The following is a 13,645-nucleotide window of genomic DNA, read 5'->3' on the forward strand; positions in this document are numbered from 1 at the left end:
GTACCGTTACTGATGGCGGGGGGCGGCACTGCCCGGCGTTGCATCGGCCGACCCAAGCTACCACATCTTTGAAACCCCCGACCGACCGTCATTGAGCTTTTAAGGCTCGCCGGGCATGCTCGACATGCCCGCCGCCCATGCGCTGAAGGATGGGCAGATTGCGATTGGCGTATCGAACTTTGCTGGCATGATCCGGAACACGATCACCTTTCAAGCAACGCCGCGCATGTCGGCAAGCTTTCGGTATGTTGGGGTGCGTGATTGGTACGACTAAATTCACCGCTTGGTGCTTGTGATCGAAGCCTGCGCGGGTCACTTTGGCGGCATGGATAAAACGCTTCTTTCACTTGGCCACGGCTATAGCGCCCGCGCGCTGGCCACGCGGCTGATCCCGCAAGGCTGGCGCATCATTGGCACCACCCGCAGCCCCGATAAACTGGCCGAGATCGCCGCGACGGGGGTTGAGCCGCTGCTCTGGCCCGGGGATGATTTGACGCAGCTTTTGCGAGAGGTGCCCAACCTATTGGTCTCTGCCGGGCCGGGGCAGGAGGGTGACCCGGTTCTACTGGAGTTGCAGGATGAGATTGCCGCCGCCGCGCCGCATCTGCGGTGGGTCGGCTATCTGTCGACCACCGGGGTCTACGGCGATCACGGTGGCGATTGGGTGGATGAAACCACGCCACTCGCGCCCTCGACCCGGCGCGGTGCAGCGCGGGTACAGGCCGAGGCTGCATGGGCCGCAATCCCGAATTTGCCACTGCACATCTTTCGTCTGGCGGGCATCTACGGCCCCGGGCGCGGGCCCTTTGCCAAGGTTCGCAAAGGCACGGCGCGGCGGATTATCAAAGAGGGCCAAGTCTTTTCGCGCATCCATGTGGAGGACATCGCGCAGGCGTTGGAACTGTCACTGGCCACACCGCAACCGGGCGCGATTTATAACCTCTGTGATGATGATCCCGCCCCACCGCAGGACGTGATCGGCCATGCCGCCGAACTTTTGGGCCTGCCGTTGCCTCCGGCTGTTGATTTTAACGAGGCTGAGATGACCCCTATGGCGCGCAGCTTTTATGCGGAGAGCAAGAAGGTGCGGAACGATCACGCTAAGGCTGCGTTGGGCTGGCAACCGATCTATCCCGTCTACCGCTCTGGTCTGGCCGCTCTCTTGAGGTCAGAAGACTGAACCCGAGGCCATTCATGCGTCAAGACGAACACACGTTGGCCTATCTGTTGGATAGTATGGATCGCGCAGCAGAGAATGAAGCCGTGTCGGTCAATGATGTGCTTCATGAGATTGGCGATCGCTCCGTCACACCGCTGATCCTCATCGTTGCGCTTCTGCTGGTCTCGCCCCTGTCGGGCATTCCCGGAGTCTCGACACTCGCGGCGGTGACGATCATCCTACTGGCGGTGCAGGCTGTCACGGGTCAGCGCAGGCTTTGGCTGCCGCAGTTTCTTTTGCGCCGTGAGGTGGCGGGTCACCGGTTGAACGGTTGCGTGCGTTTTCTTCGACGTCCTTGCGCCTTTGTCGATGGGCGCTGCAAGCCGCGTCTTCAGGTTCTCACCACCGGCCCGATGCGTTTCATCACCCTCCTCGTCGTCACGATCATTCCGCTCGGCTGGCCCTTCATGGAGGTGCTGCCGATGGTGTCGTCCATCGGCGCTGCCACCGTGGCGCTGCTGGTCTTCGGCCTATTCACCCGCGATGGGCTGTTTGTGCTTTTGGGCTATCTCTGTGTGGCAATCACACTGATCGCGGGCGGCCTGCTGGTGATGACCGCAACCAGTTAGGCACGCTGCGCGTCCAGATCCCCGATGCCGAGCACGTCCAGCACCTTGGCGGTGATCTGTTCCGCGTTCATGCCCGCAACCGCGTACATATCCGCCGGATTGGCCTGATCAATAAAGATGTCAGGCAACACCATGGAGCGGAATTTAAGACCCTTATCAAAGACGGCCTCATCGGCAAGCAGTTGCGCCACATGGCTGCCAAAGCCGCCCACGGCGCCCTCTTCGATGGTGATCAGCGCTTCGTGATCCTCGGCCAGTTTCAGGATCATGTCCCGGTCCAACGGCTTGGCGAAACGGGCGTCAGCGATGGTGGGGGTGATACCTTTGGCGCTGAGGGCTTCGGCGGCTTTTTCGACTTCCTCTAACCGTGTGCCGAAAGACAGAAGCGCGACCTTGCTGCCCTCACGGATGATCCGGCCCTTGCCGATTTCCAGCGGCGTGCCGCGCTCAGGCATCTCAACACCCCGACCTTCGCCACGCGGATAGCGGAAGGCGATGGGACCCTCGTCATGCGCAGCGGCGGTGGCGACCATGTGGCGCAACTCGGCCTCATCGGCGGCGGCCATGACCACGAAACCGGGCAAGTTGGCGAGGAAAGCCACATCAAATGCGCCTGCGTGGGTTGGCCCGTCAGCGCCGACCAATCCGGCGCGGTCGATGGCGAAGCGCACCGGGAGGCGCTGGATCGCGACGTCATGCACGACTTGGTCATAGCCGCGCTGCAGGAAGGTCGAATACATCGCGCAGAAGGGTTTCATCCCCGCCGCCGCAAGCCCCGCGCAGAAGGTCACGCCGTGCTGCTCGGCGATGCCCACGTCAAAGCAGCGGCTGGGGTAGCGTTCGGCAAAAAGGTCGAGCCCAGTGCCGTCGGGCATCGCGGCGGTCACGGCGCAGATTTTGTCGTCCTCGGCGGCCTCAGTCAGCAGGCTGTCGGCGAAAACGCGGGTGTAGCTGGGCGCGTTGGAGGGCGATTTCTTTTGCTCGCCCGTCACGACGTTGAACTTGGCCGTGGCATGGCCCCGGTCGCGTGCCGCTTCGGCGGGGCCATAGCCCTTGCCCTTTTGAGTCTGGATGTGGATCAAGATCGGCCCAGTGGCGCGTTGTTGGACAGTGCGCAGCACCGGCAGAAGCTGGTCCATGTCATGGCCGTTGATTGGCCCGAGATAGGAAAACCCAAGGTTCTCAAACAGCGTGCCGCCAACGGCCATGCCTTTAAGCATGTCTTTGGCGCGTTTCGCGCCTTCGCGGAAGGGTTCGGGCAGCAGGCTCACCGCGCCTTTGGCGGCGGCTTTGAAATCTTGGAACGGCGCTTCGGCGTAGAGGCGGCTGAGGTAGCTCGACATCGCGCCAACAGGCGGAGCGATGGACATCTCATTATCGTTGAGGATCACGATCAGACGCTTTTTGAGGTCGCCCGCATTGTTGAGCGCTTCATAGGCCATGCCCGCGCTCATCGCGCCATCACCGATCACGGCAATCGCATCGCCCAAACCTTCGGGGATTACGCCGCCGAGGTCGCGGCCCACGGCAAAACCCAGAGCCGCAGAGATCGACGTCGAACTATGCGCTGCACCAAACGGGTCATAGGGCGACTCGCTGCGTTTGGTAAACCCGCTCAGCCCGTCCTTCATGCGCAGACTGCGGATGCGGTCGCGGCGTTCGGTCAGGATTTTGTGGGGGTAGCACTGGTGGCTGACGTCCCAGATGATCTTGTCGCGCGGGGTGTCAAAGACCGCATGCAGCGCCACGGTCAGTTCCACCACGCCAAGGCCCGCGCCCAGATGCCCGCCCGTTTCCGACACGGCCGAGATCGTCTCGGTCCGCAATTCACGGGCGACTTGGGTCAGCTGGGCATCGGACAGGTGTTTCAGGTCCGCGGGGCGGGTGACCTGATCAAGCAGGGGGGTGGCGGTTGTGTCACTCATCGGGGCCTCTCTGGTGCCGCATTGGCGCATGTGCCGCCCGGCTAGCTGTCGCGGGCAATAACGAAGGCGGCAGCGGCTCGCAAGCTCTGCGCCTCTTGTCCATAATCAGATAGGGCGTCACAGGCCATGTCCACCAATTCGGCGGCGCGGGTCTTGGCCCCATCCAGCCCGAGGAGGGACACGAAAGTCGCTTTGCCCGCTGCATCGTCTTTGCCCACGGCCTTGCCAACGGTTTCTGCGTCGCCTTCGACATCGAGAATATCATCAGCAATCTGAAAGGCGAGGCCAAGGTGTTTGGCATATTGGCCAAGCGCCGTGGCATCTGCCCCGGCCATGCGCGGCCCGGCCATGGCGGACCATTCGATCAGCGCGCCGGTTTTGCCGGCTTGAAGCGCCGTAATCTCGGCCAGCGACAGCGGCGCGGGCGCAGTTTCCGCAGCAATGTCGAGCGCTTGGCCGCCAACCATACCGCCAACCCCTGCGGCCCCGGCAAGGCTGGTCATCAGGCTCAGGCGCGCTTCGGCGGAGCAAGGCAGATGCCCGATCAGTTCGAAAGTCAAAGTCTGCAATGCGTCTCCCGCCAACACGGCGGTCGCCTCGTCCCATTTGCGGTGCACCGTCGGCTGGCCGCGGCGCAGGTCGTCGTCGTCCATACAGGGCAGATCGTCATGCACCAGCGAATAGGCGTGCAGCGCCTCGATCGCGCCCGCTGCCGGGGCGGCCATGCCGGGGGCGATACCGTGGAGCCGAGCGGATTCGATCACCAGAAAGCCACGCAGTCCTTTGCCGCCTGTGCAGGCATAGCGCATCGCCTCGGCCACCGGGCCTTTATGCGCGCTCAGCGCCGCTTCGATCTGCGCCTGAGCGAGGTCGCGGGCGTGGGTCAGTGCCTCGGCCAAGGGACGGGGGGTGGACTGTAAGGTCATGCGGGCTGTCAAAGTCCTTCGACGGGTTTCAGCCCATTTGGGTTGCCATCGCCATCAAGGGTGATCGCGGCGACCTTTTCTTCGGCCTCTTTCAGCTTGGCCTCGCAGCGCGCCTTCAGCTTGGCCCCCCGCTCATAAAGCGCGATGCTTTCGTCGAGCGCGACATTGCCGTTTTCGAGCTGGCTCAGCACTTTTTCAAGCTCGGCCATGGCGGTCTCAAAATTCATCTCTTCTACGGGTGTGTCAGACATTGCGCGCCTCATGTGTCAGAATTTCGCGCGACAATAGAACTTCGCGCCGCGCTTTGCCAGCGGGCTGGCCTCATGAATTTTACCTATCTGTTCCGCAGACGGGCGGGTCAGTCCGGAGCCAGCATATAGCCCGCACCGCGCACGGTTTGCAGGTATTGCGGCTGTTTCGGATCGCTCTCGATCTTGCGTCTTAACCGGGTAATCTGCACATCCACCGCGCGTTCCTGCGCTTGGCCCCGGTCGCGGCCCAGTTCTTCGACCAGTTTCGCACGGCTGAGCGCGACTCCGGGTTGGGCAGAGAAAATCTTCATCAGGTGCACTTCGGTGGCGGTGAGGCGCACCAGTTCGTCGCCCTGCCACATCTCGCCGCGCTCCATGTCATAGCGGATCACGCCGAGCGACAGCACTTTTGGCGCGGTATCGGCGGCAGAGGTGTCAGGCATACGGCGCAGGATCGCGTTGATGCGCAGCAGCAGCTCCTTAGGCTCGAAGGGTTTGGGCAGATAGTCGTCCGCCCCGGCCTCAAGCCCTTCGATGCGGTTATCGGTCTCGCCCTTGGCGGTCAGCAGCAGAATCGGCGTTTGCAGGGTTTCGCGCAACGATCGGGTCAGTTCCATGCCGTCTTCGCCGGGCATCATCACGTCGAGTACAATGAGATCGAATTCCAACCCCGCCAGCACCCGCCGCGCATGGGCGGCATCGCGTGCGGTGCTGACCAGAAAACCGTGCCGCATCAGAAATTTGCGCAGCAGGCTGCGAATCCGCTCGTCATCATCAACGACCAGCAGGTGAGCGTCCAACTCGTTCATGAAGCGCTTTCGCGGAGCCGGTCAAAGCTTTGGCGCATTTCGGGATCCATCATGGCCTCCAATACCGTTCTGAAACCGGCCACAGCTTCGGGTCCGGCGGTGCGAAAGGCCAGCCGCATGCGCGCGCGCTGCGCGTCTGAAAGCTCCTGTTCCAGTGCCCGGCCTGCGTCGGTCAGGAACAAATGGCGCTCGCGCTTGTCATTGCGGCCAACCTTGCTTTGCACCAGACCATCGGCGATCAGCGTGCGCAAGACACGGTTGAGCGATTGTTTCGTGACCCCAAGGATGTTGAGCAGGTTGTTCACGGTCGTGCCCGGTGCGCGGTTGATAAAGTGGATGGCGCGGTGATGCGCGCGGCCATAGGCCATATCGGCCAGAATCCGGTCGGGATCGGCCGTGAAACCGCGATAGGCAAAGAACATCGCCTCGATCCCCTGCCGCAGTTGTTCATCGGTCAAAAACAGCAGGCTGTCGCCGCTGCTAGGGGCCATCATCCGCCCGTCAGCCATAGTATGTCTCAATCTCTCTCGGGCCTGTTGAGGATCAGTTTACGTCAGCCTTGTTGACATTCCAATAGTGAAAGGCTATCGAATCTCGTGTTTTGCGCAATTAAATGTCTGCATTTGCCGATTTTTGCGCAATTTTTGAAAAGATAGCGCGTCATTTGGGAGGGAAATACCATGGCAGGCGGATATGACAACCGAGATGGGCACATCTGGATGGATGGCAAAATGGTGGATTGGCGCGAGGCCAATGTCCATATCCTGACCCACGCGATGCATTATGCGTCTTCGGTTTTCGAGGGCGAACGCGCCTACAACGGCAAGATCTTCAAAAGCCGCGAGCATTCTGAGCGTCTGAAGCGTTCGGCTGAAATGATCGACTTTGAGATCCCCTACACGATTGACGAGATCGAAGCCGCCAAGGCCGAAGTTCTCGCCGCATCTGGTTTGCAAGACGCCTATGTGCGCGCAGTTGCTTGGCGCGGTGTGGGCGAAGACATGGGCGTCGCCTCTGCCCGCAACCCGGTGCGCTTGGCCATCGCGGCATGGGAATGGGGTGCCTATTACGGTGACGCCAAGATGAAGGGCGCCAAGCTCGACATCTCCAAGTGGAAGCGCCCCAGCCCTGAGACGATCCCAAGCCACGCCAAAGCCGCCGGTCTTTATATGATCTGCACCATGTCCAAGCATGCGGCTGAAGCCAAAGGCTGTTCCGACGCCATGATGTACGACTATCGCGGCTATGTGGCCGAGGCGACGGGTGCCAATATCTTCTTCGTCAAAGATGGCGAAGTGCACACGCCGACGCCCGATTGCTTCCTCAACGGCATCACCCGTCAGACCGTGATCGGCATGTTGAAAGACAAGGGCATCACCGTCCACGAGCGTCACATCATGCCCGAAGAACTCGAAGGTTTTGAGCAGTGCTGGCTGACCGGCACCGCCGCCGAAGTGACCCCGGTGGGCCAGATCGGCGACTGGAAGTTTGAGGTCGGCGCGCTGACCCGCGAGATCGCCACCGACTATGAAAAGCTGGTGCGCAGCTAAACGCTGCCGCTGAACTTTGCCAAAGTCACGCCGCCGTCCTGCAAACCCTTGCGGACGGCGGTTGCAATTTGAACGGCCTCTGCGGTGTCACCATGTAGGCAGATCGTGTCGATCCGCGTGGGGATATGTTTGCCGCTTTCGGTGATGATTGCCCCGGCTTTGACCATCTCGACCATCCGCGCGGCGGCGTGATCGGCGTCATGGATTACAGCACCCGGTTTGCTGCGATCGACCAGAGTGGCGTCGTCGTTATAGGCGCGGTCGGCGAAGATTTCTCCGGCCCATTTGCAGCCCAGTGATTTCACTGCCCGTTCCTGCGCCGTGGCGGCCAGAACCATAACGATGAGGTCAGGGGCGACGCTGAGCGCCGCCTCATAAAGATCACGAGCCAAGCCCTCATCTTCGGACGCCATATTCGCCAGCGCCCCATGCAGTTTCAGATGCCGCACCTCCGCGCCGACGCTGCGCGCCATGCCGACGCTTGCCGCGACCTGATAGCGGATCTGGTTCTGCAACGTCCCGCGCGGCAGCGCCATACGGTTGCGGCCAAACCCAGCCAAATCCATGAACCCCGGATGCGCGCCGATGCCGACACCATTGTCATGCGCCATGCGCATGGTGGCTGCCATCACATCCGCGTCGCCCGCATGGCCACCGCAGGCGATATTGGCCGAGGTTACGACCTTCAACAGCGCCGCGTCGTCGCCCATTTTCCATGGCCCAAAGCTTTCGCCCATGTCGGCGTTGAGATCGACGGTGGTCATGTCTTGTCCTCCTTAAAAGGGTCAGCGGTGGCCGAAACCACGCCGGAGATCAGTTGATAGGCCAGCAAGTCGCGGATGCGTGCGGGATCGCGCAGCAGCGGCTGGCGTTGTTTTGGCAGGGCGGCGAGGGTGTCGCGGTGGCGGGTTTCGGCCGCGAGGGCTTCGTCAAGGTCGATGAATTCGAATTGCAGCGCCGCACCGGGTTGGGCCTGCGCCACGATGGGCAGGTCGCAGGGGATCACGGTCCCGATACGGGGGTAGCCGCCAGTGGTCTGGCATTCGCACATCAGCACGAAGGGCGCGCCATCGCCGGTGATCTGGATGTCGCCGGGGGTAATGACTTCGGAGACGATGGTGAGTTGCCCGCCGGTCGCGAAACCCTCGCCGTCATGGTCCATCCGCGCGCCCATGCGGTTGGCGCGGGCATCGCGGCGGAAGGTGGTTTCGGTAAAGCGCGCGCGGGTTGCATCGTCAAATGCGTCGGTCTGCATGGACGCCACGATGCGCACCCGCTCCGCGCCGAAACGGCTGTCGCGGGGCAGGGTGAGGTTCGTCTCGCCGCCCTTATCCGTCCCCAGCGGCAGGGTCTCTCCGCTTTGAAGCAAAGCGCCGATGCCAGCGGCAAGATGGCTTGAACGCGACTCCATCACCGGCTTAACATCAAAGCCGCCCCCCACATGGAGGTAGCCATATGCCCCGTCCCGAGCGCCGCCGATGGTGAGTTTGGCCCCGGCAGGCAATAGGTGACTGGCGTTCCACGCAATCGGCTCTCCGTCGATGTTGACCTGCATCTGCGCGCCGGTGAGGGCGATACGGATGTCTTGATCGGCTTCAAAGCTGCCGCCACTGCCCGCCATTTCCAACGCGGCACAGTTTGGGTCTTGGCCCAGCAGGGCTGCCCCTTCGTGCAGGGCGGTCGGGTCCGCAGCGCCGCCATGGGTCAGACCCAAGGCGCGGTAGCCGGGACGGCCAAGGTCTTGGATGGTCATGGCGGGCCCTGCTTGAAGGATGGTCAGCGCGGCACTCATGTCAGCGCCTCCCGCTCGGCACCGCCGGTGGGATCACGGGCGATGCGGTCGAATTCTTGTCGTGTGATCGACGGGAAAACCAGCTCATCACCGGGGGACAGCGGGAAGGGCATCTCGCTGCCGGGGCGGAAGGTGCGAAAGGCCGTCTGGCCGATGTGCCGCCAGCCGGTGGGGGAGGCATTGGTGAAAATGATCAACTGCCGGATCGCCATGACCAGTGACCCCGGCGGCACGGATTTTGTCAGCCCCTGCTGGCGGGGGATATCCCAATGCGGGGCCAGTTCACCCATATAGGGCTGGCCGGGGGCGAAGCCGATGGTGAGCACGCGCACGCGGGACTGCGACAGCTCTGCGATTGCCGCGTCAGGATCGAGGCCAGCCGCGTCGGCTGCTTCCTCCAGCTGGGGGGCGAGGTCGGTACCATAGACGGTAGGCACATGCCACAAGCTGCGCCCGGCGGGGAGGGCTTCGGCGAACCAATCGCGTGTTTGGAGCAGATCACGCAGCCGGTTGGTCATCTTTGCAATGGCGTCTTGGGAGACTTCGAACTGCACAAAGGTCGACACGAGCGAGGTGCTGGTCTCGGTCACTTCGGGCCAACCCTGTTCCTCTACCGCCGCGCGAAATGCCAGCGCGGCGCGGTTGGCGGGTTCGGACATCCTTTCAGCAAAGGTGATCAGCAGGCCAGAGAGGCCAACGCTGCGGATGCGGGGCCAGTCAGTCATTGCAAAGCATCCTTTCGTAGAGGCGCGGTAGCAGCACCGGGGTCAGGTACATCGGCAGTTGCCAGCAGCCGATAAAGACCATCAGCGGGGCCAGAACCTCGGGCGGGAGTGCGACGAGGAAAAGCGCGATGTTGCGGTTGCCCGCGCCGATCGCCAGCGGCCCGGCCACGGCATGCAGCGGGCCACGGCGCAGCAATAAAAGCGCTGCGGCCTGCAACAGATAGCTTAGGGCGAAGGCCAGCACCGTCCAGACCGCCACGGCCCAAGGATCGCTGCGCAGCGCCGGGTTCAGCGCGGCCATCAACCCAACAACGATGATACAAAACGCCAGCACCGACGCCCCGTCGAGCGCTTCGATCTGGCGTGCCGTGGGGCGCGGCAGCAGAACGTGACGCAGGACAAAGCCCAGCCCCGTCGCAGCAAGGATTACGGCCAGCAGGCGCAGCGCGGCCAAGGCGACTTCGGACGTGGGGCCAAGTTGCGGCAAAAGGGCCAGCACTGGTAACACGGTCAGCGGAAAGGCGGCGGTGCCCAAGACCATCAATTGCATCATGCGCCCAGCATCGAGCCGCAGCAACAGGGCGAGGTTGACGCTGCCCGTCAGCGCCGGCGCGGCTGAGGCCAGTGTCACCGCCAGCGCGGCGGGCGTTTGGCCCAGCCCAGCCAGCGCAAAGCCCCCAAGCAGCATCAGCGGCAGCGCCGTCTGCAGCGCCAGCACCGACGCCAACCCCCACCGCAAATCGCGCGCCGCACCGGTTGCGGCGCGGTGCCCGATCCTGAGCGCGGTGATCGTCAGCAGTGCTGCCACCATCTGCGGCAGCCAGTCCGCCAGCGCCGCCGCGAGGCTGGGCAGGGTCAAGCCAGCCAGCAGCCCGACGATCAGACAGGCCCGCGCATGGCGCGACGCCACCCTCAGGAGATACATGGGCTGTCACCGCTAAACGGGCGCGCTGCGCAGGTTCTCGGGCAGCCATGTGGCCACTTCGGGGAACCAGATCAGCACGAAGACCATAAAGACCATGATCGCAAACATCGGCAGCGCGGCCTTGGTGATATAGCCCATCTCGTGATTGGTCATGCCCTGCAACACAAAGAGGTTGAAGCCAATTGGCGGCGTGATCTGGGCCATCTCAACCACGACGACCACGAAGATACCGAACCAGATCAGATCAATCCCGGCCCCGCGCACCATCGGCTCAACCACGGCCATGGTCAGCACGACCGAAGAGATACCATCAAGGAACATGCCCAGCACGATGTAGAAGACCAAGAGCGCCATCAGCAGTTCAAACCGCGAAAGCTCCATCGCTGCGATCCCATCCGCCAGCGCGCGGGGCAGGCCGGTAAAGCCCATCGACAGTTTCAGGAAAGCCGCCCCCGCAAGGATCAACGCGATCATCGCAGAGGTGCGCATCGCGCCCATGAGGCTCTCGCGGAAGCTGTACCAATTCAGCGACCCTTGGAACAGCGCCAGCGTCAGTGAGCCGATCACGCCAATGGCGGCGGCCTCGGTTGCGGTGGCGAAACCCAGATACATCGACCCGATCACGACCGAGATCAGCGCAAAGACCGGCAGCAGGAAGCGCGAATTGCGGAGCTTCTCGGCAAAGGTCATGTCTGTCTCAACGTCGGGGTTCCAGTCTTTCGACAGCATGCTGGTGATCGCGACATAGCCCATGAACATCAGCGCCAGCAGCAAGCCGGGCATGACACCTGCAAAGAACAGCTTGGTGATGCTTTCGTTCACCGTGACGCCATAGACGATCAGCGCCAGCGAAGGCGGGATCATCAGGCCCAGCGTGGCGGCGCCCGCCAGCGTACCGATGATCATCTTCTCAGGATAGTTGCGCGCCCGAAGTTCAGGGATCGACATCTTGCCCACCGTTGTCAGCGTCGCGGCGGAGGAGCCAGAGACAGCAGCAAAGACCGTGCAGCCGACGATATTGGTATGCACCAAGCCGCCCGGCAGCTTGGCCAGCCACGGCGACAGTCCGCGAAACATGTCTTGCGATAGGCGCGTGCGGTAGAGGATTTCACCCATCCAGACAAAAAGCGGCAATGCGGTCAGGGTCCAGCTAGACGAGCTGGCCCAGATGGTGGTGATCATCGCGTCGCCAACAGGGCGCGTGGTGAACAATTCCATCCCGACCCAAGCAACGCCCATCAGGGCCAGCCCGACCCAGACACCAGTGCCGAGCAGGAAAAACAGGACGATCAGAAATAGGGCGATGGCGTAAATCTCGGTCATGGCGTCATTCCCCGAAGCTTTGATCGACAAGATCACGGGTGACGCGGTGGTCGCCCTTAAAGATGAGATGCAAAAGGTTGTCTGTCAGTGCGATGGCCAGAATCCCGCCGCCGATCACCATGACGGATTGCGGCATCCACAGCGCAGTGGCGTCTTGGTCTTGGCTGACCTCGTTGAACTTCCACGACCAGTAGACGAACCAATAGGCGTAATAGGTGAAGTACCAAGCCACCGCAGCGGCCACGGCGAAACACCAGATATCCAGCAGCCGACGGCCCTTATCGCTGAGCGCATTCACAAGGATCGACACGCGGATATGTGAGCCACGGTTGAGCGCGTTTGCAAAGGCAAGGAAACTGGCCCCGGCCATGGCATAGCCCGCATAGCTGGCAGCGCCCGGAAAGACATTGCCGGTCCAGCGGGCGACCATTTGGGCAACGATCAGCGTTAGGATGGCGACAAGACAGACCGCCGCCAGCGCCCCCGCCCCGGTGTAAAGCCCGTCCAATATATTGCGCAGCGTCTTCATCCGACCCTCCCTAGTTCATGCCCCGGCATGAGAACGGCGGCCCCGAAACAGGGCCGCCGCAAGTTGTGCGATTATTGCATCGCCTTATAGTCATCGACGATTGCTGCGCCGTCTTCGCCAGCGGCTTCAAGCCACTCTTGCGTCATTGTCTCACCCACTTCGCGCAAGCCGGACATCAGCTCTTCGCTCGCAGGTTCAACGTTCATGCCGCCTTCGCGCAACCCGTCATAGGTGAACTGGGTGTAGTCCTTGGCCGCTTGAAGGCCGCGCTCTTCGGCTTCGGTCGCGCAGGTGGTGACCGCTTCTTTGTTGGCGTCAGAGACATCTGCCCAAACGTCAGCGTTCACCATCACGTAGTTGCGCGGCAGCCATGCGTCGACTTCGTAGAAATGCGTCAGGCTTTCCCAGACTTTCTGGTCATAACCGGTGGCCCCTGAGGAGATCATCGATTCCGCCACGCCGGTAGCAAAGGCTTGGCTGACTTCAGCGGCCTCAATGGTGACGGGCGACATGCCGGTCAGTTCGGCCAAACGCGCGGTGGTGTTGTTGTAGGAGCGGAACTTCACGCCCTTCATGTCTTCGACCGAGCCGACCTCTTTCTTGAAGTAGAGACCCTGGGGCGGCCATGGCACGTTATAAAGCAGGACGAGGTTTTGCTCTTCGAGCACGGCTTCGACCTTGGGCTTGGCGGCTTCCCACAGTTTCGCGCTGGCTTCGAAAGATGGGGCGAGGAACGGGATGGAGTCGAACCCGAAGACTGCGTTCTCGTTCTGGTGGCCGGAAAGCAGACGCTCGCCCAGCTGGACCTGACCGGTCTGGATGGCGCGTTTGATATCGGCCCCGGCAAAGAGCGCGCCGCCCGGATGCACGGTGATCTCGATCTCGCCGCCGGTCGCTTCGGTCACGCATTCAGCGAATTGCACGCCGTTCTCGGAGTGGAAGTTCGACGCCGAATAGGCCATCGGCATGTCCCATTTCTCGGCGGCGAAAGCGGGCATGGCGGTGCCCAGTGTCAGGGCGGTCATCGCCGCGCCGGCCATCAGTCTTGCTGTAAGTGTCATGTGGTTTCTCCCTAGTTTTTTCATAGTCGCGCTTGGCGTTA

At 62.3% G+C, this 13,645-nt stretch carries 16 protein-coding genes; 4 read left to right on the forward strand and 12 right to left on the reverse strand.

All coding sequences use genetic code 11. The features are described from left to right. The first annotated feature begins 115 nt into the window (after positions 1-115). Genes DSM14862_RS01220 through DSM14862_RS01230 form a run of 3 tightly spaced genes read left to right on the forward strand, consistent with a single transcriptional unit; the run spans position 116 to position 1,788 of the window. The gene (locus DSM14862_RS01220; protein WP_007118577.1) at positions 116-274 is read left to right on the forward strand and encodes a YjbH domain-containing protein; all 159 of its coding nucleotides are present in this window, start codon (positions 116-118) and stop codon (positions 272-274) included. A gap of 51 nt (positions 275-325) precedes the next feature. Then, positions 326-1,180, forward strand: a complete 855-nt coding sequence (locus DSM14862_RS01225) for an SDR family oxidoreductase (RefSeq protein WP_040700801.1) — start codon at positions 326-328, stop codon at positions 1,178-1,180. A 14-nt stretch (positions 1,181-1,194) separates the two neighbouring features. Next, positions 1,195-1,788 (forward strand): exopolysaccharide biosynthesis protein, encoded by a 594-nt coding sequence (locus DSM14862_RS01230; protein ID WP_007118579.1) that lies wholly within the window; start codon positions 1,195-1,197, stop codon positions 1,786-1,788. Here DSM14862_RS01230 and dxs read toward each other — a convergent pair. The 5 genes from dxs to DSM14862_RS01255 form a co-directional block, all read right to left on the reverse strand. After that, positions 1,785-3,713, reverse strand: a complete 1,929-nt coding sequence (dxs, locus tag DSM14862_RS01235; protein WP_007118580.1) for a 1-deoxy-D-xylulose-5-phosphate synthase — start codon at positions 3,711-3,713, stop codon at positions 1,785-1,787. The two genes, DSM14862_RS01230 and dxs, sit on opposite strands and share 4 nt — an antisense overlap. Positions 3,714-3,754: 41 nt before the next feature. After that, positions 3,755-4,639 carry a polyprenyl synthetase family protein gene (locus tag DSM14862_RS01240; protein WP_007118581.1) on the reverse strand — a complete coding sequence of 295 codons (885 nt, stop codon included), beginning with the start codon at positions 4,637-4,639 and terminating at the stop codon, positions 3,755-3,757. Between the two features lie 8 nt (positions 4,640-4,647). After that, positions 4,648-4,890 (reverse strand): exodeoxyribonuclease VII small subunit, encoded by a 243-nt coding sequence (locus DSM14862_RS01245; RefSeq protein WP_007118582.1) that lies wholly within the window; start codon positions 4,888-4,890, stop codon positions 4,648-4,650. 107 nt (positions 4,891-4,997) lie between these two features. Then, positions 4,998-5,699, reverse strand: a complete 702-nt coding sequence (locus DSM14862_RS01250; RefSeq protein ID WP_007118583.1) for a response regulator — start codon at positions 5,697-5,699, stop codon at positions 4,998-5,000. Next, entirely contained in the window at positions 5,696-6,208 is a 513-nt protein-coding gene (locus DSM14862_RS01255; protein ID WP_007118584.1) for a MarR family winged helix-turn-helix transcriptional regulator, read from the reverse strand. The genes DSM14862_RS01250 and DSM14862_RS01255 overlap by 4 nt, the downstream gene beginning before the upstream one ends. Before the next feature lie 171 nt (positions 6,209-6,379). Here DSM14862_RS01255 and DSM14862_RS01260 point away from each other — a divergent pair, with 171 nt between their 5' ends. Next, entirely contained in the window at positions 6,380-7,249 is an 870-nt protein-coding gene (locus DSM14862_RS01260; protein ID WP_007118585.1) for a branched-chain amino acid aminotransferase, read from the forward strand. Here the strand turns inward: DSM14862_RS01260 and DSM14862_RS01265 are convergent. The 7 genes from DSM14862_RS01265 to DSM14862_RS01295 all read right to left on the reverse strand — a co-directional run bounded on the left by DSM14862_RS01265 (position 7,246) and on the right by DSM14862_RS01295 (position 13,604). Then, positions 7,246-8,013: a LamB/YcsF family protein gene (locus DSM14862_RS01265; protein ID WP_007118586.1), complete on the reverse strand. Its 768-nt coding sequence runs from the start codon at positions 8,011-8,013 to the stop codon at positions 7,246-7,248. The genes DSM14862_RS01260 and DSM14862_RS01265 overlap by 4 nt on opposite strands. Further along, positions 8,010-9,041: a 5-oxoprolinase subunit C family protein gene (locus DSM14862_RS01270; protein WP_007118587.1), complete on the reverse strand. Its 1,032-nt coding sequence runs from the start codon at positions 9,039-9,041 to the stop codon at positions 8,010-8,012. The genes DSM14862_RS01265 and DSM14862_RS01270 overlap by 4 nt, the downstream gene beginning before the upstream one ends. After that, positions 9,038-9,766, reverse strand: coding sequence for a 5-oxoprolinase subunit B family protein (locus DSM14862_RS01275; protein WP_007118588.1), 729 nt, complete (start codon positions 9,764-9,766; stop codon positions 9,038-9,040). Before DSM14862_RS01275 ends, DSM14862_RS01270 begins: the two co-directional genes overlap by 4 nt. Beyond that, entirely contained in the window at positions 9,759-10,691 is a 933-nt protein-coding gene (locus DSM14862_RS01280) for a hypothetical protein (protein WP_007118589.1), read from the reverse strand. The genes DSM14862_RS01275 and DSM14862_RS01280 overlap by 8 nt, the downstream gene beginning before the upstream one ends. A 12-nt stretch (positions 10,692-10,703) precedes the next feature. After that, positions 10,704-12,014 (reverse strand): TRAP transporter large permease, encoded by a 1,311-nt coding sequence (locus tag DSM14862_RS01285; RefSeq protein WP_007118590.1) that lies wholly within the window; start codon positions 12,012-12,014, stop codon positions 10,704-10,706. 4 nt (positions 12,015-12,018) lie between these two features. Next, on the reverse strand, positions 12,019-12,543 hold the full coding sequence (locus DSM14862_RS01290) for a TRAP transporter small permease (protein ID WP_007118591.1): 525 nt from the start codon (positions 12,541-12,543) through the stop codon (positions 12,019-12,021). A 71-nt stretch (positions 12,544-12,614) separates the two neighbouring features. Beyond that, positions 12,615-13,604 (reverse strand): TRAP transporter substrate-binding protein, encoded by a 990-nt coding sequence (locus tag DSM14862_RS01295; protein ID WP_083804536.1) that lies wholly within the window; start codon positions 13,602-13,604, stop codon positions 12,615-12,617. Positions 13,605-13,645: the final 41 nt, after the last annotated feature.

Source organism: Sulfitobacter indolifex (assembly GCF_022788655.1).
GTDB classification, from domain to species: Bacteria; Pseudomonadota; Alphaproteobacteria; order Rhodobacterales; family Rhodobacteraceae; genus Sulfitobacter; species Sulfitobacter indolifex.